The 20,692-nt window shown below is 62.6% G+C and carries 22 protein-coding genes; 7 read left to right on the top strand and 15 right to left on the bottom strand.

Annotation, left to right across the window (positions count from 1 at the left end; all coding sequences use genetic code 11):
- The first annotated feature begins 39 nt into the window (after positions 1–39).
- The gene (locus tag PQR42_RS20770) at positions 40–972 is read left to right on the top strand and encodes a DMT family transporter (protein WP_408384069.1); all 933 of its coding nucleotides are present in this window, start codon (positions 40–42) and stop codon (positions 970–972) included.
- Positions 973–1,060: 88 nt separating this feature from the next.
- On the opposite strand, the gene PQR42_RS20765 is transcribed toward PQR42_RS20770, so the two are convergent.
- From PQR42_RS20765 to PQR42_RS20740, 6 genes are all read right to left on the bottom strand, one after another.
- A complete protein-coding gene (locus PQR42_RS20765) occupies positions 1,061–1,312 on the bottom strand; it encodes a hypothetical protein (RefSeq protein ID WP_408220183.1) in 252 nt (83 codons plus the stop codon).
- Positions 1,309–1,755, bottom strand: coding sequence for a hypothetical protein (locus PQR42_RS20760; RefSeq protein WP_408220186.1), 447 nt, complete (start codon positions 1,753–1,755; stop codon positions 1,309–1,311). Before PQR42_RS20760 ends, PQR42_RS20765 begins: the two co-directional genes overlap by 4 nt.
- Positions 1,756–2,091: 336 nt before the next feature.
- Positions 2,092–2,778, bottom strand: a complete 687-nt coding sequence (locus PQR42_RS20755) for a DUF2242 domain-containing protein (RefSeq protein ID WP_408384067.1) — start codon at positions 2,776–2,778, stop codon at positions 2,092–2,094.
- A gap of 164 nt (positions 2,779–2,942) precedes the next feature.
- The gene (locus PQR42_RS20750) at positions 2,943–3,596 is read right to left on the bottom strand and encodes a lytic transglycosylase domain-containing protein (RefSeq protein ID WP_408384064.1); all 654 of its coding nucleotides are present in this window, start codon (positions 3,594–3,596) and stop codon (positions 2,943–2,945) included.
- 345 nt (positions 3,597–3,941) lie between these two features.
- On the bottom strand, positions 3,942–4,145 hold the full coding sequence (locus tag PQR42_RS20745) for a hypothetical protein (RefSeq protein ID WP_408384062.1): 204 nt from the start codon (positions 4,143–4,145) through the stop codon (positions 3,942–3,944).
- A gap of 250 nt (positions 4,146–4,395) precedes the next feature.
- Positions 4,396–5,379, bottom strand: coding sequence for a helix-turn-helix transcriptional regulator (locus tag PQR42_RS20740; protein WP_408384060.1), 984 nt, complete (start codon positions 5,377–5,379; stop codon positions 4,396–4,398).
- 114 nt (positions 5,380–5,493) lie between these two features.
- On the opposite strand from PQR42_RS20740, the gene PQR42_RS20735 reads away from it, so the two are divergent.
- The 3 genes from PQR42_RS20735 to PQR42_RS20725 all read left to right on the top strand — a co-directional run bounded on the left by PQR42_RS20735 (position 5,494) and on the right by PQR42_RS20725 (position 7,237).
- Entirely contained in the window at positions 5,494–6,141 is a 648-nt protein-coding gene (locus PQR42_RS20735) for a glutathione S-transferase family protein (protein WP_408384058.1), read from the top strand.
- Between the two features lie 159 nt (positions 6,142–6,300).
- Positions 6,301–6,561 (top strand): DUF6723 family protein, encoded by a 261-nt coding sequence (locus tag PQR42_RS20730; RefSeq protein WP_408384161.1) that lies wholly within the window; start codon positions 6,301–6,303, stop codon positions 6,559–6,561.
- Between the two features lie 73 nt (positions 6,562–6,634).
- Entirely contained in the window at positions 6,635–7,237 is a 603-nt protein-coding gene (locus PQR42_RS20725; RefSeq protein ID WP_408384056.1) for a hypothetical protein, read from the top strand.
- Positions 7,238–7,336: 99 nt separating this feature from the next.
- Here the strand turns inward: PQR42_RS20725 and glmS are convergent, their stop codons facing one another.
- The 5 genes from glmS to PQR42_RS20700 all read right to left on the bottom strand — a co-directional run bounded on the left by glmS (position 7,337) and on the right by PQR42_RS20700 (position 13,024).
- Positions 7,337–9,154 carry a glutamine--fructose-6-phosphate transaminase (isomerizing) gene (gene glmS, locus PQR42_RS20720; RefSeq protein ID WP_408384055.1) on the bottom strand — a complete coding sequence of 606 codons (1,818 nt, stop codon included), beginning with the start codon at positions 9,152–9,154 and terminating at the stop codon, positions 7,337–7,339.
- A 67-nt stretch (positions 9,155–9,221) separates the two neighbouring features.
- Entirely contained in the window at positions 9,222–10,583 is a 1,362-nt protein-coding gene (gene glmU / locus PQR42_RS20715) for a bifunctional UDP-N-acetylglucosamine diphosphorylase/glucosamine-1-phosphate N-acetyltransferase GlmU (protein ID WP_408220210.1), read from the bottom strand.
- Positions 10,584–10,708: 125 nt separating this feature from the next.
- Positions 10,709–11,719, bottom strand: a complete 1,011-nt coding sequence (gene ttcA / locus PQR42_RS20710; RefSeq protein ID WP_408384053.1) for a tRNA 2-thiocytidine(32) synthetase TtcA — start codon at positions 11,717–11,719, stop codon at positions 10,709–10,711.
- A gap of 3 nt (positions 11,720–11,722) precedes the next feature.
- Positions 11,723–12,118: a dihydroneopterin aldolase gene (locus tag PQR42_RS20705; RefSeq protein ID WP_012434647.1), complete on the bottom strand. Its 396-nt coding sequence runs from the start codon at positions 12,116–12,118 to the stop codon at positions 11,723–11,725.
- An 87-nt stretch (positions 12,119–12,205) separates the two neighbouring features.
- Positions 12,206–13,024, bottom strand: coding sequence for an SDR family oxidoreductase (locus tag PQR42_RS20700; RefSeq protein WP_408384051.1), 819 nt, complete (start codon positions 13,022–13,024; stop codon positions 12,206–12,208).
- 13 nt (positions 13,025–13,037) lie between these two features.
- Here PQR42_RS20700 and PQR42_RS20695 point away from each other — a divergent pair, with 13 nt between their 5' ends.
- A complete protein-coding gene (locus PQR42_RS20695; RefSeq protein WP_408384049.1) occupies positions 13,038–14,228 on the top strand; it encodes a class I SAM-dependent methyltransferase in 1,191 nt (396 codons plus the stop codon).
- Positions 14,229–14,250: 22 nt separating this feature from the next.
- Positions 14,251–14,445 carry a DUF2905 domain-containing protein gene (locus tag PQR42_RS20690; RefSeq protein ID WP_408220223.1) on the top strand — a complete coding sequence of 65 codons (195 nt, stop codon included), beginning with the start codon at positions 14,251–14,253 and terminating at the stop codon, positions 14,443–14,445.
- Between the two features lie 687 nt (positions 14,446–15,132).
- On the opposite strand, the gene PQR42_RS20685 is transcribed toward PQR42_RS20690, so the two are convergent.
- The 4 genes from PQR42_RS20685 to PQR42_RS20670 form a co-directional block, all read right to left on the bottom strand.
- Positions 15,133–16,365, bottom strand: coding sequence for a multifunctional CCA addition/repair protein (locus PQR42_RS20685; protein WP_408384047.1), 1,233 nt, complete (start codon positions 16,363–16,365; stop codon positions 15,133–15,135).
- Entirely contained in the window at positions 16,362–17,015 is a 654-nt protein-coding gene (locus PQR42_RS20680) for a glutathione S-transferase family protein (RefSeq protein ID WP_408384045.1), read from the bottom strand. Before PQR42_RS20680 ends, PQR42_RS20685 begins: the two co-directional genes overlap by 4 nt.
- A 26-nt stretch (positions 17,016–17,041) precedes the next feature.
- On the bottom strand, positions 17,042–17,995 hold the full coding sequence (locus tag PQR42_RS20675; protein WP_408384043.1) for a complex I NDUFA9 subunit family protein: 954 nt from the start codon (positions 17,993–17,995) through the stop codon (positions 17,042–17,044).
- Between the two features lie 81 nt (positions 17,996–18,076).
- Positions 18,077–20,044 (bottom strand): lytic transglycosylase domain-containing protein, encoded by a 1,968-nt coding sequence (locus PQR42_RS20670; protein ID WP_408207281.1) that lies wholly within the window; start codon positions 20,042–20,044, stop codon positions 18,077–18,079.
- A gap of 77 nt (positions 20,045–20,121) precedes the next feature.
- Between PQR42_RS20670 and PQR42_RS20665 the strand changes: the two genes are divergently transcribed.
- Positions 20,122–20,664 (top strand): 5-formyltetrahydrofolate cyclo-ligase, encoded by a 543-nt coding sequence (locus PQR42_RS20665; RefSeq protein ID WP_408384041.1) that lies wholly within the window; start codon positions 20,122–20,124, stop codon positions 20,662–20,664.
- Positions 20,665–20,692: the final 28 nt, after the last annotated feature.

Here is a 20,692-nt window from a genome sequence, read left to right as displayed (position 1 = left end):
CTGTCGCAACTCACAACAACCGAATTAGAAAGACCACCTTTGAAAGCCGAAACCCGCCAACACCTGCGTGCCAATCTCCTGATGCTGATCGCCGCGATGATCTGGGGCTCCGCGTTCGTCGCACAACGCCTGAGTCTCGATGCGATCGGACCGTTTCTGTTCACCGGCCTGCGCTTCCTGCTAGGCGCGCTCGTCGTGCTGACGCTGATCATTTGCGTGCGGCGCTCCGCGCTGGCTGAACTGTCGAAGCGCGAACCCGGCGGCGCACGCGAGCTGCTCGGCGCCGGCGCGCTGCTCGGTGTGGTGCTGGCCGCCTCGATTTCATTGCAGCAGATTGGCCTGCAATACACGAAAGTCGCCAACGCGGGTTTCATCAGTTCGCTGTACGTAGTGATCGTGCCGCTGCTGGGCGTGCTATTCAAACATCGCACGGGGATCGGCACGTGGCTCGGTGCGGCGCTCGCGGCTGTGGGCATGTATTTCCTGAGTGTCAACGAGCACTTTTCGATGCTATACGGCGACTGGTATCAGCTCGCGGGCGCGCTCGTGATCTCCATTCAGATGATGCTGGTCGGACGCTTCGCGCTGCGCCACGACACGCTCATGCTCGCGCTCGTGCAGTTCGTGACGTGCGGGCTCGCGTGCCTTGTCGTCGGTCTCGCCGTCGAACCGTTCAGTCTCGCGGTGATTGCGCGCGCCGCCCCAACCATCCTGTATGGCGGGGCGCTGTCAGTCGGCATCGCCTACACGATTCAGGTGGTCGCGCAAAAACACGCGGCGCCGTCGCACGCGGCGGTGATCTTCAGCATGGAAGGGGTGTTCGCCGCGCTTGCCGCGTGGCTCGTGCTCGGCGAGACACTGTCGGCGCGCGCGCTGTTCGGATGCGCGTTGATGCTCGTTGGTTTGATCGTGTGTCAGGTGATGCCGGCGTGGCAACGCGGGCGTGAACGCGTGCCTCACGCGTCGTCTTGAGGATGCAGCCAGTCGCCCGATTCGACGCCGAAGTGTGCGAGGTATTTGCGCAGGCGGCCGGCGTCGTTGGGTTGCTTGCTGCCGTCCGTCAGGCAGCCCGCGGATGCGCAAACAAAGCGGGCGTGTCGGCGGTCGGCGGAAACACGCACCAGCAGCCGTCGTCGTGACGAAAGAAGAACAACCCGCGCGAGCCCGCCCCAAGCGATGTCTCGACGCGTACATAACGCCGCCCTCCCAGGCGAGTACGGCTGAATTCGGTGACATGAATCGGTGCCGAAGGCTCCGGCGCGAGCCATTTCTCCACCAGAAACCGCAGCGACTGTTCGCTTGCCATTCTCATGATCCGCTCCGGGCCGGCTTGTCCTGATGCGCGTCGCGCGTGGCATCGGTGTTGTCGTCGCTGTCGGCGACGTCCGCTTCGTGTTCTGCGGATGCGAGCGCGATGGCCCGGTTGGTGGCTGCCGCCCGCAGCGTGCTGCAATGGGTGGCATGTCGAATATCCGAGAGAAGATGGACAAGCTGTCGTGCTGTTCTGCGTTTCATTACACACCCCCGCACTGCACCAATAACTTCAGAAAACACTTTAACTCTATGCCTGGATCGGGCGTTGCCGAAATGGTTTTGACTAAATAGCAACAGTTGCGCTTGCAAAAAGAGAGACGCAATCTTTGTACCGTCCGTCTTCAATGTGCGCGTCTGGGAGGTGGCGGTCTGTACGGTGGCGAGCGCTTGGACAAGTTGAAAAACTTGCCCGGCAGTCGTTGGAGAAACGACGTCGAACACGAGTTATCCACAATTCCCTATGAATAACTTCGGGATAGCGCATGGAACAGCCTGTGTGCGGAATCTTGATAAGACGGCGCGTCAGGCAAGCCCCGTCAAAGTTATCCCGCTTTGGTAGTTTTTCTACAGACGTGTTCCGCAGGGTTATGGAGTTTGCATGACGTTGATGTGACGGAACATTTGGGAGTTATCCACAGAAGGGGTTAACCCTTGTTAACTATTACTACATATGTATACGTCTGAAGTAAAAGACATAGGATAAGTGATGCTTCGCGATGAGATTGAAGGCTGATCGGGTCTTGACCAGCCTCGAGCCCGCAGACTCCCGCGGATGGATCAGGGCGCTACGCCGACTCCGCTCGCCGGCTGCACGGACGCCGCCTTGCCGATTGCGTCGGGCATCTCCGGAACAGGCATTGGAGCGGTCGCTTCGACTGGCACCGGCAGCAGGCGCGTCTCGATGCGGTTATTGGCGACCGGCTGCGTGCGCACCACCGTTTGCAGATAGTGATCGACGAGCCCGAAGAAACGGTCGTAGAACTTGCCCGACGGGATGGTCTCGCTCGAAATCTTGACCATCGCATCGCTGTTCGAGCGGATCGGCAGTGACAGCGAACCCAGCACGCTCAGTCCGACGCTTGCCGACGTGTCGCTTTTCTTCAGCGCAAAGCCGTTCTGCACAGCATTGACGTAGACGATGCTGGTATCGCTCGCTTCTTCTCCCGGCGTACAGACCACGTGAAATTCGACGACCACATGGGTATCGCCCGTCGGTTGAAAGTTCTTGGTGCCGTCGACGGTGTCGTTGCGCGTCATCGTCGTCAGATAGCCTTGGCTCAACAAGGCACGGCGCGCGGCCTCGCAGCTATCCGTGGTGCTCGAATTGAAATTGCGCGCATACGGGCTCGCGCCGGTTTCGAACAATTCCTGCTGGAATTTCGGCTGCGGCGTGCTGCTACAGGCGGCAAGAGTCAGCAGGCCGGCAAACGCGGCGGCTGTGGATCTGGAAAACGAGGTCAACATGGTCGATCGGAAGAGGCGCTGCGTCAGCGCGAATGGGAATGCATTGTAGAGCGGTTGCCAACTGTGCGTAAAAAACGCGCAACGCGGCGTCTTACAGGACGTGACAATGCATTATCGCCGCTGCAATGCGACGACAGCGGACAACTGAGAAAGCAGAATGTCGCTTAGTGCGATGTAGCAGAAAGTCCCGTCGCCGACGTAGCCGGACCGTTCAATCCGGCGGCATTCACGGCGGGGACGGTGAACGCGTTGGCCCAGTTGCCCGGCGCCGCGCAGCGGTCAGACGTAGGCCGTGCCGCGCACATGCCGGCCTGCGCGTCAGATAGCTGGGCACCGTCTTGCGACGGCGCGACCGCCGCAAAGTCTTCGACGCGCAAACTCACTTTCTGCGCGTAGGCCTGCGATCCGCCGTAGCTCTTGAGCGCGGCATTCATGTCGCCGTTGGCCGAGCGCATATAGCCGTAAAGAATCGCCGAGCCCACTTCGATGTTCGCGGTCGGCTCGGTGAGGTCCTTGACGTTCCTCAGCAGTCCGCGATGCGCGCCGGGCACGACCTGCATCAGCCCGGTCGCGCCATTGGCGCCCTTGGCCTTTTCCTTGAAGCGGGATTCGATCGAGATGATCGCCAGCAGGAGCGCCGGCGGGAGGGAATATTTCGAGGCGGCGGATTGCACCGCGTCGGAAATCTTTTGAGCCTTTTCCTTTGCCAGACCGAATTTTTGCGTCAGGTACGCGGACATTCGATCGGTGTTTTCGTCGGCCGTCGCGGTCTGCATCAGGCCGAGCGAAAGCACGATCAGGCAAAGTAACCGGCTCATAACGGAGGACGGGAAAGAAAAGGGGATCCGGCCATTATAGCTCTGCCCCCAAATTAACCCCAGAAAGCGCCGAAATTTGTCTTAGGAATTAAAGCTCGCGGGGTCTTCTTTCGCGTTTCAGTGCGATGGCTTTGGCTTTAGCACGTAGTCGTCGTTTAGCGTGGCGAGGAATGCGGCAACGTCGTCGATATCGCGCTCCGACCAGACCGGGCGCTCGCCGGCTTTGCGTGTGAGCGGCTCGTCGGTCGTATCGACGTTGGCTCGCAGCGCGACCGGCAAATCGTTGAATTTGTCGACCTTACCGTGCGCGTCTTTTGGATACCACTTCGCCGGATTGGTGTCGCGCTACACGTAGAAGCGCAGTGCGTCCTTCAGCGCATGGAACCGGCCGTTGTGGAAGAACACGTGACGTGTCGCCGTATTGCGCAGCGACACCGATTTGAAGAGCCCACAATTGCTTTTGTCGCTCGACTGATCGGTTCGCAGCGGACCGCCCGCCGGATTGTCGAACAGTTTTTTGCCTCTTAACTCTTGTGCTGTTAGTTGCAATTTACCGTCCAGGAATAGTCGAACTCGATGAGCCGCACGCCGCGATGATCAAGGCCGCGCAAACGACCATGAGAAATGCACGCAACCCGCTGCGTTGTGACATGTTTTTGCCCTTGGGGATTGGAGTTTTATTCGCGGGCAAACTGTATGCAGCGTGTATGACGTCGCCGTGAATCGGGTCGCGTTGTTGCCGTATGCCGGTCATCTCGCGTGCCGTATGAGCACGCCTGCGACGGGTGTCGTCAAGCCGTCATTCCGCGTAACGGCGATGCAGCGCCGCCGCGACCTTCGACATATGTGCGCGCAACTCGGGTGGCGCCAGCACTTCGGCCTCGGTGCCGAAGCGCAGCAACTCCGCGCACGCCTGCCTCACCGAACCGACGGGCAGCGTCACGGTGCGCCAGCCATCGGTGGGATCCGGTTCGCCGATGATCGCCGCCGAGCGCGCGAACGGCGACGTGAAGATTTCGAGCATCCGCATGCCCCAAGGCGACAGACGCAGCGTCGCTTCGCTCGCGTGCATTTCTTCGGAGAGACGCTGCGTGCTGTCCTGCCAGTAGGCGGCGAGATCGAATGCGGGCGGCCGCTCGAACGTCTCGTCGAGCAAGCTCAGTTCGAGAATGCGCGAAATGCGGTAGATGCGCACGTCCGGCCCGACGCGCCCGACCACATACCACGCGCCGCTTTTCAGCACGATGCCGAGCGGTTCGATGCGGCGAAACTTCTCGGCTTTCCAACTCTGATAGCGAATCTCCAGCGGATGCTGCTCCCACACCGCACGCGCGATCGACGGCAGATGAGCGGGCTCGTCGGCGTCCGAAAACCAGGCCGGCGCGTCGAGATGAAAACGCGAGCGCATGCGCTCCGCGGTCGAGCGCAATTCGACCGGCAGCGCGGCCAGCAACTTGGTCTGCGCGCCGGCCATCACCGCGCCCAAGCCAAGCGCCTGCATCGGTCCAGGCAAGCCGGCGAGAAACAGCGACTCCGCTTCTTGCGAGGACAAGCCGTTCAGCCGCGTGCGGTAGCCGTCGAGCAAACGATAGCCGCCTTCCGCCCCGCGCTCGCTATGAACCGGGACGCCTGCCGCGCTCAGGGCGTCGATATCGCGATAGATGGTGCGCAAGGACACCGCGCATTCGTCGGCGAGCGACTGCGCGGTGACGCGGCCACGCGCCTGCAGCGTCATCAGGATGGAAAGAAGGCGGCTCGCTCTCATGCGGATAAGTGTAGACATACCTGACACAAACTGACAGGTATGGACGCTTAGGATGAACGCATCCCCCGGCGCTTCGTCGTTGCCTCAAGCCCGGTTTTTCGTCCACCACGCACATTCGGGAAGGTTCGAGCCATGACCACAGACCGCACGATCACGCTGTTCCACTCGCCGCAATGCCGCTCCGTCAGCGCGCTCACACTGCTGGAGGAACTTGGCGCGCCGTACCAGTTGAAGGTGCTGAACATGAAAGCCGGCGAGCAGCGCAAAGCGCCCTATCTCGCCGTCAATCCGCTCGGTAAAGTACCGGCGATTCTCCACGGCGACGCGCTAGTCACCGAACAGGTCGCCATCTTCATCTATCTGGCCGACCTGTTTCCTGAAGCCGGTCTCGCGCCGGCGCTCGACGATCCGTCGCGCGGGCCGTATCTGCGGTGGCTGGTGTACTACGCGGCGTGCTACGAACCAGCGCTGGTCGACAAAGCAATGAAGCGCGAACCCGCGCCGCCCGCCACCTCACCCTACGGCGATTTCGATTCGATGATCGGAACGGTGACGAGCCAGTTGCAGGCCGCGCCCTACTTGCTTGGTGACACGATGTCGGCGGCGGATATCTTGTGGGGCATCGCCTTGCATTGGGGAATGATGTTCAAACTGGTGCCCGAAACACCGGTCTTGCTCGAGTATGTCGAACGCATTTGCTCGCGGCCGAGTTTCGTAGGCGTGAGCGAGCGAGACGTCGCGCTGGCGGCCGAGCACGCGGCGGCAGTCAAAGACGCCTGAAGATGGCGGCCGCCGCTCGGCTCGCGTGTGGCTCGCCGGTTGAATCCGCCCGGATTTGAGACAATGAAGGCCGCCGGCGAATATCTTCCCGGGACAACCGGGTGTAGGCTTGGCCTTTCGTGCCGGTGCCGGCCCATCGAACAAGAGATGTTTTCAGGTATGAGCAAGACCGCATTTATTCCCAGCGTCCCTGCGACGTCGGAGGACGATTTTGAAATTGCAGCCACGTCGAAACTGGCCGGCTATCGGCGTTTCTTCGGCGTGTTGAAAGTGGTTCGAACCACCGACGGGCGCGTGCTGTTTCCCTTCGACGGCGCGCCCGAGCTCGGGCCGTACGCGACCAAGCTGGAAGCCGTCGCGGCGGCGCAGGTGTATGGCGAACATATTGTCACCAGCGATCTGGCGCGGCCGGAGTTGTAGGCGCGAGTGCGTGGCCGGTGTCGCATTGATCGCGTGCGTTGATCGTTGGTGGTCGTCACTTCGGGAGCAGCGAATGACCTGTACGCGCAAAGTCGGTTCATCGGCCGCCGTCATGTGGCGTGCGGCCTCTCTCGTGAGCGTGCTCGCTGCGACGCTCTGTCAATCCAGCTTCGCGCAGGACGCCAGCGCACCCGCCGGACAACAGGCGCTCGGACGCGCTGAGGTGATTCACGCGCAAGTTCGCGTGGTCGCAATCAATACCGTCACAAATAGCGTCACGCTGCGTGGTCCGCGCGGCAATCTCGCTGACGTGGACGTCAATCCTGCCCTCGCCGATGTCAGCCGGCTCAAGATCGGCGACAAGCTCAACGTTGCATATCAGCAGGCGCTGCTGGTCAACATTGACAAGCTTGCGACCAAGGGCGTGCGCGAACGCGTGGAGACAACCGCGGCGATACCGGCTTCGGCGGGCTACGCGTCGTCCGCGCATAGCGTGAAAGTGGTCGCGACGGTGATGAAGATCGATCGCAAAAGCCGCATGGTGACGTTGCGTGGTCCGAAGCATCAGCAGGTGCTCAGGGCCGCGAACGGGATTTCGCTCGATCGGTTGAAGGTCGGCGATAGCGTGCGCGCGGAGTTTGTTTCGGCGGCGGCGGTGGAGTTGGTGAGGGAGTGATGGGTAGGTTTGTGGGTCGCCGACCGTTGGAGGTAAAAAAAAGCCACCTGCGAACGACAGGTGGCTTCTTCCAGCAGCATAAAGCAAGCAACAGCTAACTCACTCCACTGTCACCGACTTCGCCAAATTGCGCGGCTTATCCACGTCCGTCCCGCGCGCACATGCCGTGTGATACGCCAGCAACTGCAGCGGCACCACATGCAAGATCGGCGACAACAGCCCGTAGTGTTCCGGCATCCGGATCACATGCAGACCTTCGTCGTTAACGATCTTCGTATCCGCGTCGGCGAACACATACAGCTCACCGCCGCGCGCCCGCACCTCCTGAATATTCGACTTCAGCTTTTCCAGCAGCGCGTCGTTCGGCGCCACCGTCACCACCGGCATCGCTTCCGTCACGAGTGCGAGCGGCCCGTGCTTCAACTCGCCGGCCGGATACGCTTCGGCATGAATATACGAGATCTCCTTGAGCTTCAGCGCGCCTTCGAGTGCGATCGGGTAGTGCAGGCCGCGTCCAAGGAACAGCGCATGTTCCTTGCGCGAAAACTCTTCCGACCACGCGATGATCTGCGGCTCCAGCGCCAGCACGCTATTCAATGCGGCAGGCAAGTGGCGCAGTTGCTTCAGGTATTCGGCTTCCTGCTGCTCGCTCACACGACCGCGCATCTTGCCCAGCGTCGCCGCCAGCACAAATAGCGCAACCAGTTGCGTCGTGAATGCCTTGGTCGACGCCACGCCGATCTCGCGACCCGCGTGCGTCAGGAACGAGAACTCGGTCTGCCGCACCATCGCGCTCGTACCGACATTGCAGACCGCCAGCGTATGTTTGTGGCCGAGCTCCTGCGCATGCTTGAGCGCCGCGAGCGTGTCCGCCGTTTCGCCCGACTGCGAGATCACCACCACCAGCGACTTCGGATTCGGCACCGACTCGCGATAGCGATACTCGCTGGCAATTTCCACCTGCGTCGGAATCTTCGCGATCGATTCGAGCCAATACTTCGCCGTCAGTCCCGAGTAGTAGCTCGTGCCGCACGCCAGAATCAGCAGGCTGTCGATATCCGCGAACACCTTCTCCGCGCCTTCGCCGAACAACGATGCGTCGAACGAATCCGCTTGCGGGATCGTGTCGGTGATCGCGCGCGGCTGCTCGAAAATTTCCTTCTGCATGAAATGGCGATACGGGCCGAGTTCGACCGCGCCGCCATACGCCGCTACCTGACGCACTTCGCGCTGCGCTTCATTGCCGTCGCGATCAGCGATACGCACGCCATCGAGCGCCAGTTCGCAGACGTCGCCTTCTTCGAGGAAGATGAACCGTTCGGTGCTGCCCGCAAGCGCCAGCGCGTCCGAGGCGAGGAAGTTCTCACCCTGGCCAAGCCCGACCACCAGCGGCGAACCCTGGCGCGCGCCGACCACCGTATGCGGCTGGTCCTTATGCAACACGGCGATCGCATACGCGCCGTGCAATTGCCCGACGGCTTCACGCACCGCCGCGAACAGATCGCCGCGATACAGGCTGTGGATCAAATGCGCGATAACCTCTGTGTCAGTCTGCGAGACAAACGTGTAACCCTTGCCACGCAGCATTTCACGCAGCGTTTCGTAGTTCTCGATGATGCCGTTGTGTACCAACGCCAGCGCATCTTTCGAGAAGATGGGGTGCGCGTTGTCCGTGACCGGCGCGCCGTGCGTCGCCCAACGCGTATGGGCGATACCCGTGATGCCTTCGAGGCGGCTCTCGCGCACCTGCTCGTCGAGATCAGCCACCCGCGCCACGCTGCGCGCGCGGCGCGGACCGTCGTCGCCGAGCACGGCCACGCCGCACGAATCGTAGCCGCGATATTCGAGGCGACGTAGTCCTTCGATCAGGACGGGAACGATATTACGTTGCGCTACCGCGCCGACAATGCCACACATGGCTCATTCCTTTTTCAGTGCTGGTGCTGCGTTTCAGGGAGCGCGCGTCGTGCGCGCGTCATGCCCATCAGCTCTTTTTCTTGGTCGGGCGCACGTAGCCCGTTTTGCTCGTTTGCGTCTTGTCGTTCAGGACCAGCGCGTCGGCTTCGACGTCCTTCCAGACCGTCGTGCCCGCCGCGATCGTTACGCCGCGCTTCACGCGCACCGGCGCAACCAGTTGCGTATCCGAACCGACGAACACGTCGTCTTCGATGATCGTGCGGAATTTGTTCGCACCGTCGTAGTTGCAGGTGATGGTGCCTGCGCCGATATTCACGCGCGCGCCGATATCCGCGTCGCCGATATACGTGAGGTGATTCGCTTTCGAGCCGTGGCCGAGCACCGCGTTCTTCACCTCGACGAAGTTGCCGACATGCGACTCGTCGTGCAGTGACGCGCCGGGGCGCAACCGCGCATACGGTCCGAGCACCACATTCGCGCCGACTTCGGCGCCTTCGATATGCGTGAACGCGTCGACGCGCGTACCGGCGCCGATGTTCGCATCGCGGATGACGCAGTTCGGCCCGATGGTGACGTTGTCAGCCAGCGACACGCGGCCTTCGAACACGCAATTCACGTCGATCGAGACATCGCGGCCGCATTCGAGCGTGCCGCGCACATCCAGCCGCGCCGGATCGGCGAGCGTCACGCCCGCGACCAGCAACGCATCCGCCACGTTGTGCTGATGAATCCGCTCGAGTTCCGCAAGCTGCTGCTTGCTGTTCACGCCGAGCGTTTCCCATTCGTCGTCCGGCTGCGTGGTGACGACTTCGAGCCCGGCTTCGATCGCCATCTCGACCGCGTCGGTCAGATAGAACTCGCCTTGCGCATTGTCGTTCTTCAGCGCGGCAAGCCAGCCGCCCAGACGCTCGGTCGGCGCGACGATGATGCCGGTGTTGATCTCGGCGATCTCGAGCTGCTCGGGCGTCGCGTCTTTCTGCTCGACGATGCGCGCCACCTTGCCTTGCGCATCACGCACGATGCGGCCATAGCCGCTCGGGTCCGCGAGCGTGACGGTGAGCACGCCGTAGCCGCCCTGCCCCGCGCGATCGGTCAGCGCCTGCAGCGTGCCGGCGCGCGTGAGCGGCACGTCGCCGTAAAGCACCAGCGTGGGCGCGGACGGATCGAGCAGCGGCAGCGCCTGCTGCACCGCGTGCCCCGTGCCGAGTTGCTGTTCCTGCACGGCGAACTGCACGTCCGGCGCGGCGACGGCCTTGCGCACGGCTTCGGCGCCGTGGCCGATCACCACCACGAGATGCGTGGGATTGAGCGTGCGAGCCGTGTCGATGACGTGAGCGAGGAGCGGCCGGCCAGCCAGGGGATGAAGCACCTTGGGAAGCGCGGACCGCATGCGCTTGCCGGTGCCTGCCGCCAAAATCACAATGTTCATGGCACGGCAAATAGACAAGTTTGGAGGCGTCGATTCTAACACGCGCCCTCTAGCGAAAAAGGCCGCTGGGGCGGCCTTGATGCGTACTGCAATGTGCGGAAACGCCCATACGGCGAGCGTTTTCGTCAAAGATCGTCGAACTGGACGATGGAAATCGATTTTGTCGCACTGGGCATCGCGCCATCGCCGGCATCGGTCGAACACGGCTCCTCGTCGAAGGCGATATCGCCTTGCGGATCGGCCTCGCCGGTCGCACGCAGACCCGCGAACGGGAACAGCTTGTGATCCATCAAATGCGAGGGCACGACGTTCGACAGTGCGTTGAACATATTCTCGATGCGGCCCGGGAAGCGCTTCTCCCAATCGCGAACCAGCGCTTTCATTTCCGCGCGCTTCAGATTCGGCTGGCTGCCGCACAGGTTGCACGGAATGATCGGGAATTCGCGCAGCTCGGCGTACTTCTCCAGATCGGTTTCCTTCACGTAGGCGAGCGGGCGGATCACGATATTCTTGCCGTCGTCCGATTGCAGCTTAGGCGGCATGCCCTTCAGCTTGCCGCCGTAGAACATGTTCAGCAGCAGCGTTTGCAGAATGTCGTCGCGATGATGGCCGAGCGCGATCTTGGTCGCGCCGAGCTCGCCGGCGACGCGGTAAAGAATGCCGCGCCGCAGCCGCGAGCACAGCGAGCAGGTGGTCTTGCCTTCCGGCACCAGCCGCTTGACGATGCTGTACGTATCCTGATTCTCGATGTGAAACGGAATGTCGAGTTGCTTCAGATATTCGGGCAGCACGTGCTCGGGAAAGCCCGGCTGCTTCTGGTCGAGATTCACCGCGACGATGTCGAAGTTGATCGGCGCGCGCTCGCGCAACCGCATCAGAATTTCGAGCATCGCGTAGCTGTCTTTGCCGCCCGACAGACAGACCATGACCCTGTCGCCGTCTTCAATCATGTTGAAGTCGCCGATCGCCTGGCCGACCTGGCGCGCGAGCCGCTTGAACAGCTTGTTGTTCTCGTACGCTTCCTTCTGTTCGCGGCGCGTGAGCGGCGACTTGGCGCGCGAGGCGGCTTGCGTGGCCTCGGTTGCGTCAGCGACCTCGGCGGCCGCGGCGCCGTTCAGGATTTCCGGAGCATTCATGGCTCAATCCTCTTTGATACGGAAGACTTCGACGCCCACCGCGTCGCAGTCAGGATAAACGTCCGGCTTTTCCGTCGACACGCGCGCGGCCCGCACTTGCGGATGCTCGAGCATGGTCTTGACGAGGTCGTCGCAGAGCGTTTCCTGCAAGTGGATGTGGCCTTGCTCGACGCGACGCGAAATGGTCGACCGCATGAAGTCGTAGTCGACGACTTCGTTCAGCTTGTCCTGAACCGGCGTGGACAACGCGAGCGGCACGAACAGTTCGACGTTGATCACGACGCGCTGTTCGCCGCGCTTTTCGAAGTCGTGCACGCCGATGTTGATGTGCACTTCGTAATTGCGCAGAAAGAGCCGGCGGCAATCGGCGAGCCGGGGATGCGAAAGAGCGGCAAACATGTTCGTTCCAGTCGAAAAAAGCGTGCGGAGCACGCAAAGGGGCGCTTCACAGCGTGGCGGCCGCCGCAATGGCTGGCCGCGCGCGCTTCAGGCGCCCGTCAAAAACATAACGTCGCGCGGCAGCGGCACGAGGTGCTGCCCGCCGTCGACCACCAGCGTCGTTCCGGTGACGCCCGCTGCATCCGCGAGATACAGCGCGGCGGCGACAATATCCTCGGCCCGCGACGCGCGGCCCAAAGGCGTAGTACGGTGAGCGGCGGCGAAACCGTCCGGCGTTTGATCGCCGGATTGCATCGTCAGACCGGGCGCGAGCCCGACCACGCGCACTTTCGGCGCCAACGCCTGCGCCAGCGCGACCGTGGCTGTCTGCAACGCCGCCTTGGTCAGCGTGTACGACAGATAGTCCGGGTTCATGTTGTACAGCTTCTGATCCAGCACGTTGATGACGACGCTGCGCAGGCTTTCGTCGGTGCGCGCGGCTTCCGGCGTCGCCTCGAACAGCCTGCGCGCCAGCACCAGCGGCGCGCCGACGTTCATCGCGGTCAGCTTCAGCAGCAAGTCGTAACCGACGGTCTGCGCCGTGTCCTCCTCGAAGCGCGACGCATTGTTGACGATACACGACGGCCGACCCAAGGCGTCGATACAAGCCGGCAAAAGCCGCTCGACCTGCGCCTCGTCGCCCAATTCGGCCTGCAAAGCGACGGCCCGGCGCCCCAAGGCGGCGATTTCCGCGACCAGTTCGTCGGCCTCTGCCCGCGAGGAGCCGTAGTGGACGGCCACGTCCCAGCCACGCGCGGCAAAGCCGAGCGCGAGCGCCCGTCCGATACGGCGGGCGGCGCCGGTAATCAGCACGACGCGCGGTGTTTCGGGCGCGCGGGGGGCGGCGGTGTCCAGAGAGGCGGTCATTTACAATGCGGGGATGAATCCGAAAGCTCACCAACCCGACAGTTTACCTGCTCCCGGCCCGAGCGCGCTTGCGCAGTCGGAAGCGCTGGTCGCGCAGATCCGTAGGGAGCTCGACGCCGCCGGCGGCTGGCTGCCGTTCGACCGCTACATGGAACGTGCGCTGTACGCGCCGGGACTCGGCTATTACAGCGGCGGCGCCCGCAAATTCGGGCTGCGCGGCGACGACGGCAGCGACTTCGTCACCGCTCCGGAACTATCGCCGCTGTTCGCCGCGACGCTGGCGCGGCCGGTTGCGGAAGCCCTGCAAGCGAGCGGCACGCGCGACGTGATGGAATTCGGCGCCGGCACGGGCAAACTCGCCGCCGGCTTGCTGAACGCGCTCGACGCTTTGGGTGCGGAATTCGACAGTTACTCGATCGTGGATCTGTCGGGCGAGCTCCGCGAGCGTCAACGCGAGACGATCGAGGCCGCTGCGCCCGCGCTCGCGGCCAAAGTGCGCTGGCTGGATGCGTTGCCGGAGCGCTTTGAAGGTGTGGTGATCGGCAACGAGGTGCTGGACGCGATGCCGGTGCGGTTGTTCGCCTTCACCGGCGGGGCGTGGCTCGAGCGCGGCGTGGTGTGGCGCGACGACGCGTTCGCCTTCGACGACCGGCCCGTGTCCGCCGCTGCGGACCTCGCGCTGCTGTCGGAAATCGAAATCGCCGGCGAAGACTACGTGACCGAAACGCACGAAGCGGCGAGCGCATTCACGCGCACGATCTGCACGATGCTCGCGCGTGGCGCGGCTTTCTTCATCGACTATGGTTTTCCGCGTCACGAGTATTACCATGGGCAGCGTGCACAAGGCACGTTGATGTGCCATTACCGGCACCGTGCGCATGGCGATCCTTTCCTTTACCCGGGCTTGCAGGACATCACGGCGCACGTGGAATTCACCGGTATCGCCGAAGCCGGCGTCGAGACGGGCGCGGACTTGCTGGGCTTTACGTCGCAAGCGCGGTTTCTGCTGAATGCCGGGATTACCGAGGCGTTATCCGGGATCGATCCTGCGGATACGTCGAGATATTTGCCTGCGGCGAATGCGGTGCAGAAGTTGTTGTCGGAGGCGGAGATGGGTGAACTCTTTAAGGTGATCGCGTTTTCGCGCGGGCTGGATGACACGCTTCAAGCGTTTTCCAGCGGCGACCGGTCGCATACGCTGTGAATTTTTGCTTCAGGAATTGGCCATGATCCGCTGGCTGTTGACTACGTTTATCGCCGTGGCGGTGTTGTCGTCTTGCTGGCCGTGGCTTAGGAAGATTGGCATTGGGCGCCTGCCGGGTGATGTGACCTTGCGGGTCTTTGGGCGGGAGTACCCGTTTCCGTTTATGTCGACGTTGGTGCTTTCTATGGTGTTGTCGATTATTGCCAGGCTCTTGTAGGGGAGGTTTTTTGCCTTTGGCGGCGGGCGTTGCTTCTTTGTCTGGTTGCCTGGGGTGTTGGCCTTTCCTTGAATTTTTAGTGGTCTATTAGCGTTGCCCCTGTGCGGGGCGGCACCTACTTCTCTTTGCCGCCGCAAAGAGAAGTAGGCAAGAGAAAGCGGCTCAAACCGCTAATTCTTAAGTGGGTCTCCCGCGCAGCCACGGTAGTGGCGCATCTGGAATCAGTGTCCTCGCACACTTCGCTCCAGTGACCAAGGACTCATCAGCTCCCACTCCGCACTGCGTGCGTCGCGGATGGGTATGCCTGGGAAACCGAAGGTTTCGATGAGCGCAGCGAGGCAGAGTGCTTGGGCAAAAGCGTAGCGGGCACTTTTGACGGATTAGAACGTCGTGAGCGGTGTTGAGAATCACGCTTCGGCGCGCGTAGCGCCGCCGGAAATATGACTGCTTTGTCACTCACGCCGAATGTGCGAGATCACTGATTCCAGATGCGCCACTACCGTGGCTGCGCGGGGGATCCGCTTAAGAGTTAGCGGTTTGAGCCGCTTTCTCTTGCCTACTTCTCTTTGCGGCGGCAAAGAGAAGTAGGTGCCGCCCCGCACAGGGGCAACGCTAATAGACCACTAACAAAGCAAGGAAAGGCCAACACCCCAAGAACAAAAAAACCACCGAGAGCAGGCCCAACCCTCATGCAATAGCCCCTTCCACAGCCCGAACTCTCTCCTGATGCACAGCATCCTTAATCCCAGCAGGCGCATCGGCAAGCCGCTTAGCCACAGCACCGGCATCGACGGCGCGCGCAGCGACAAGGGCGACTCTCAACCGCTCAGCCTGCGGATACTCCCGCATCTCAAACCCGAGCCGCCCACGAGCATCCGCCTCACACGCCTGCAAGGCTTCAGCAAACCGCGCAGGTTTCCGGATCGCATCACAACGCTCCAACAACCTCACCAGCGCGGCAGCCCCCATTTCCATCACACGATGAATATTGCCGTGCTCACGCGCAACCAGCACCGCCAGATCACGGCAATCGTTCGGCACCCGCAGCCGCTCGCATAACGGCTTCAGCAGATCCACGCTGCGTCCCTCGTGGCCGATATGCCGCGGCAGCACGTCCTCGGGCGTAGTCGCCTTGCCGAGGTCATGCGCCAGCGCAGCAAATCGAACCGGCAACGCATAACCCTGCTGCGCGGCATGATCGACCACCATCATCACATGCACACCCGTGTCCACTTCCGGGTGATAGTCGGCGCGCTGCGGCACGCCAAACAGCGCGTCGATTTCCGGCAGAATCCGCGCCAACGCTCCGCACTCGCGCAGCACCTCGAACATGCGCGACGGCTTCTTCTCCATCAAGCCGCGCGACACTTCCTGCCACACGCGTTCGGCCACCAGCGCGTCCACTTCGCCGTCGGCGACCATCTTGCGCATGAGCGTCAACGTCTCCGGCGCGACGGTGAAATCGACAAAGCGCGCCGCGAACCGCGCGGTCCGCAAAATCCGCACGGGGTCTTCGAGAAACGCATCGCTGACGTGGCGAAACAGGCGCGCCTGCAAATCACCCTGGCCGTTGAACGGGTCGATCACCGGGCCGGTCAACTCGCCGTCCGGACGCACCTCGCGCGCCATGGCGTTGATGGTCAGGTCGCGACGCGCCAGGTCTTCCTCGAGCGTCACGTCCGGCGCATAGAAGAACTGGAAGCCGTGATAACCGGCCGCCGTCTTGCGCTCTGTGCGGGCGAGCGCGTACTCCTCGTGCGTCTGCGGATGCAGGAACACCGGAAAATCCTTGCCCACCGGACGGTAGCCCTGCGCCACCATCTGCTCCGGCGTCGCGCCAACCACCACGTAATCACGGTCCTGCACCGGAACGCCCAGCAACTCGTCGCGGATCGCGCCGCCTACTGCGTAGATGTTCATGGGCAGTCGTCTTGATACGGAACCGCGTGCGTTTCACTCAGCGCGTCGTCGATCCACGCTTTCACCGCCGGCAGTTCCGTCACGCGCTGCACATAAGCTCTGGACACTTCCGACAGCGCCGGTTGCCACGTCCTGAAGCGCATCACGACCGGCGCGTACATTGCGTCGGCAATGCCGAATTCGCCGAATAGAAACGGGCCGCCATAGGTCTCGAGACAGTCGCGCCAGATCGCCTCGATACGCGCGATGTCGGCCAGCGCACCTGGCGTCGCGTTCTTGCCCGGAAACGACGCGCGAATGTTCATCCACATGTTCGAACGCAATTCGCCGAAGCCCGAATGCATTTCCGCGCTCACGCTGCGCGCGTGGCTGCGCGCCGCCGCGTCGCGCGGCCAGAGCGCATGTTGAGGAAATCGCTCAGCCAGCGTCTCGGCGATCGCCAGCGAATCCCACGTGGCCGAACCGTCGTCGTTGACGAGGCATGGGATCTTGCCCGGACCCGACGGCGCAAGCGCGAGCACTTTCGCGTTGGTGTCCGGCTGATTCAGGTGGATCAGCACTTCCTCGAACGGAATACCGAAGTGTTTGAATAGCAGCCACGGCCGCATCGACCATGAAGAGTAATTCTTGTCACCAATAAGCAGCTTCATGCTTTGTATAAGGAATGAGAGAAAATTTACCGTCCCGCGCTGGCGCGGAACGTGTCGAAGCGCGAACGCGTGGACGTGCCGGTCAGATAGATCGGCGCGATCGTTTCGAGGCTGGCCGGCTCGATGCCGAGTTCAGGCGCAAGCGGTCCGCTCAACACGTTGTCGACTTTCATCGAGTCGAGATTGTCGCGCGAGATCACCGGTTCGCCGGGCGCCATTTCGAAAGTCAGCGCCTGCAGCCGCGCGAACGCTTCCGGCAAGCGGATGATGCGTGCATGCTTGCCGATCACATCGCCGCAATATTTGACGAGATCTTCGAGCGAGTAAACAGTCGGGCCGCCCAGTTCATAGGTGCGTCCGCTGGCGGCATCGAGGTCAAGCACGTTGACGATCGCCTTCGCGACGTCGCCGACGTACACCGGCTGAAACTTCGCATCCGGCATGGCGAGCGGAAGCACCGGAAACATCCTTTGCAGGAAGGCGAACTTGTTGAGGAATTGATCTTCCGGTCCGAACACCACGGACGGGCGGAAAATCGTCCACGCCAGATTCGCCGCGTGCACAGCCTTCTCGCCGTCTGCCTTCGAGCGCGTGTACATGCTCGGGCCATTCGGGTCGGCGCCTAGCGCGCTGATATGAAGCAGCCGGTGCACGCCCTTGCCTTCGCAAGCCGCGACGATTTTGGTTGGCAGTTCCACGTGCATCCGCGCGAACTCCGGACCGTACGGCGTGCCGCGTTTGCCGTGCAGCGTGGCCACGAGGTTGATCACGCAATCGGCGCCTTCGACGAAGCGCGCGAGCTGGACCGGATCGAACACGTCCGCTTCGATCACGTCGATGGGCAACAGGGTGAGATGACGGGCGTTGTAGCGCCGCCGGGTGGCGATGCGCACGTCCTTGCCCATTTCGACGAGGGCGTTGACGAGATGGCTGCCGATAAAACCGGAGCCGCCGATGATCGCAATGGCTTTATGTCGCATTTTCGACTCCCTGGTGGAAGCCGCGGCAACGGCTGGCGTGGCGCGCCGCCGCCTCGGAACGAGGTGGCGGCGGCACGGCGCTTACGGCGCGATATAACCCAGACGCGCCTTCAGCGATTGCGGACGGCCTTCGAACAATGCCGCGTAGTAGACCGTGTTGGACAACACATTCTTAACGTAGTCGCGCGTTTCCTGGAACGGAATCGCCTCGGCGAAGATCGCACCTTCCACCGGATGCTGCAAGGACTGCCGCCAGTTGCGCGGACGGCCAGGACCTGCGTTATAGCCCGCGGTGGCCAGCACGGCCGACCCATCGAACTGATTGTAGATCATCGACAGGTAGTTCGTGCCGAGCAGGATGTTGGTGTTGATGTCGTTCATCTGCTCGCGCGAGATCGGACCCAAGCCGATCTTCTTTGCGACCAGTTGCGCGGTGCCCGGCATCAGTTGCATCAACCCGCTTGCGCCGACTTCCGAGCGCGCGTTCATGATGAAGCGCGACTCCTGGCGAATCAGGCCATAGGCCCATTCCACGTCCAGTCCGTTCGATTGCGAATCGCGCTCGACGATATCCTTGAACGGCGACAGATAACGCAGCGAGAAATCGTGCTCGCTCTTCGTGCGGTCCGCCGTGTTGACGGTGCGGTCATACAGCTCGATACGGCGCGCGTATTCGGCGGCCGCGAGCAGTTGCCGGTCGCTCATGGTGCGCAGCGGCCAGTTCCATTCGCGATTGCCTTCGAGCCGCAGATTCAGCGCATAGAAACGCTGCGCCAGATCGAAACCGGGTGTGTTGCCGGCCTGTTGCACCTCGGCGTCGCTGACCGTGGTTTTCGGCGGAACCGTGATCTTCTGGCCCAGTTCTTCCGCGGCCAACTGGCCGTAGAAGTTGTAGCCCTGCGAAATCGACTCGAATTCCTGGTTGGCCGTGGTCGTGTCGCCGGCCTGCTTGAGCGCACGGGCATGCCAATACACCCACGACGGCTGATTGCGCAGCGCAGCGGGCATCTGTTCGATCGACCAGCGCACCATCGTCCAGTCGCCCGCGAGCAAGGCGGTGCGGGTGCGCCATTCATACGCGGGGTTCGACAGCGGCGCATTCACCGACAGGCGATACCAGTCCACCGCGCTCGGCATCTGCTTCGCGGCGGCCTGATAGGCAATCGTGCCCCAGCCGATGGCGCGCTCGGGCGAACTCAGCGACGGCGCCACCGACGCGAACGTGGCCGCGGCCATGGCCGGGTCGTTGCGCGCCATGCGCGTGATGGCCAGCAACGCCAGCTGATGCGACTGCGTATCCGGACCGACGCCGCGCGCCAGCAGCAACGGCGGCGTGGTGGTGGCCTGATTGAACAGCACCGGATCGGGCGGCTCGTTGCTGAGCGCGTCGACGAGCCTCGCGCCCGTGTTGGTGTTGTTCTGTTCGTAGGCGAGACGGATCTGTTGCCACACGTCGGCGGAACTGAACTGCTGGTTGATGGCCAGCGAGGTGATCAGATCGACGCAGCCGTCGCCGTACCACTTCGGATCGACCAGCAGCGCACGCGCCGCGTCGGCGACGTTTTCGCCGCGCGAAGCCCGCGATTCGAGCGCGTAGCACTTGACCTGCGTGTCGTCGTTCAGCACGAAGCGGGCGTATTGCTGATCGAAGTTGCGCCAGTCGTGCCGCGCGCCGAGTACCGTGAGGTAGTCGTTGCGCATGCGGTCGGCGATCGCCTGGCCGTCGTACTTCTGCAGGAACGCCAGCACCGGCGCGTCCGGCGCGTCGATCCGCGCGTGGCCGCTCGAATCGAACAACTGCGGCTTGATCTGGAAGTACTCCAGATACGCAGGCGCCGGATAGCTCGGGATCATGGCGGCCAGCTGCGCTGCGCGCGCCGCGTCGTTATTGCGGGCGGCCTCGCGCAGTTGGACGAAGGTCTGGTCGTCGTTCGTGAGTTGCGAAAGGGGAAGGGGCTTGACGGCGGAGGCCGTGCTGCACGCGACGAGTGCCGCAGCGGCAAGCGCCAGACCGGCCGCGCGATATACTCGGTAAAGGCGTTTTGACATCGTTGTTTCTGGAGCGCGAATTGAACCCAAGCATAGCATGCAACCCTGTCGCGGAATCGAAAAAGGCGCTGCGTAAAATGCTATTGGAAGCGAGGCTGCAAGCCGCTTCTGAGCCAGCGCACAATACCGCGCTCACCCGGCACCTGCTCGATGCGTTAAAGCAGTACGGCGTGAATAGCGTGGGATTCTACTGGCCGCTCACCGGCGAGTTCGACGCGCGTGCCGCCATCTCGGTCTGGCTCGCGGCAGGCGCACAACGCGAGGCGAGCCTGCCGGTGGTCAAGGAGCGCGGCGCACCCCTCGAATTTCATGCGTGGACGCCCGCGATGCCGATGAAGATCGGCCATCACAAGATCGCCGAGCCGACTTCCGGGCGCGTTGTGATTCCCCAACTGCTGTTCGTGCCGTGCGTGGGTTTCGACGCTCACGGCTACCGGCTCGGCTACGGCGGCGGCTATTACGATCGCACGCTGGCCGCGTGGCCGGCTGCGACCAAGCCAATCACCGTCGGCATCGCCTATGAAGCGTGCCGCGCACCGGCATTGCTGCGCGAAGCCCACGACATTCCGCTCGACCTGATCGTCACCGAGGCGGCGCTCTACCCGCGCCCGGCGGATTGAGCGTTCGGCGCGCGTCGAGCTTTTAGCC

This window comes from Paraburkholderia sediminicola (assembly GCF_046027355.1).
In the GTDB taxonomy this organism is placed as follows: Bacteria; Pseudomonadota; Gammaproteobacteria; order Burkholderiales; family Burkholderiaceae; genus Paraburkholderia; species Paraburkholderia sediminicola_B.
The sequence above is the reverse complement of the archived record's forward strand: the minus strand, read 5'-3'. Positions and strand labels throughout refer to the sequence as shown.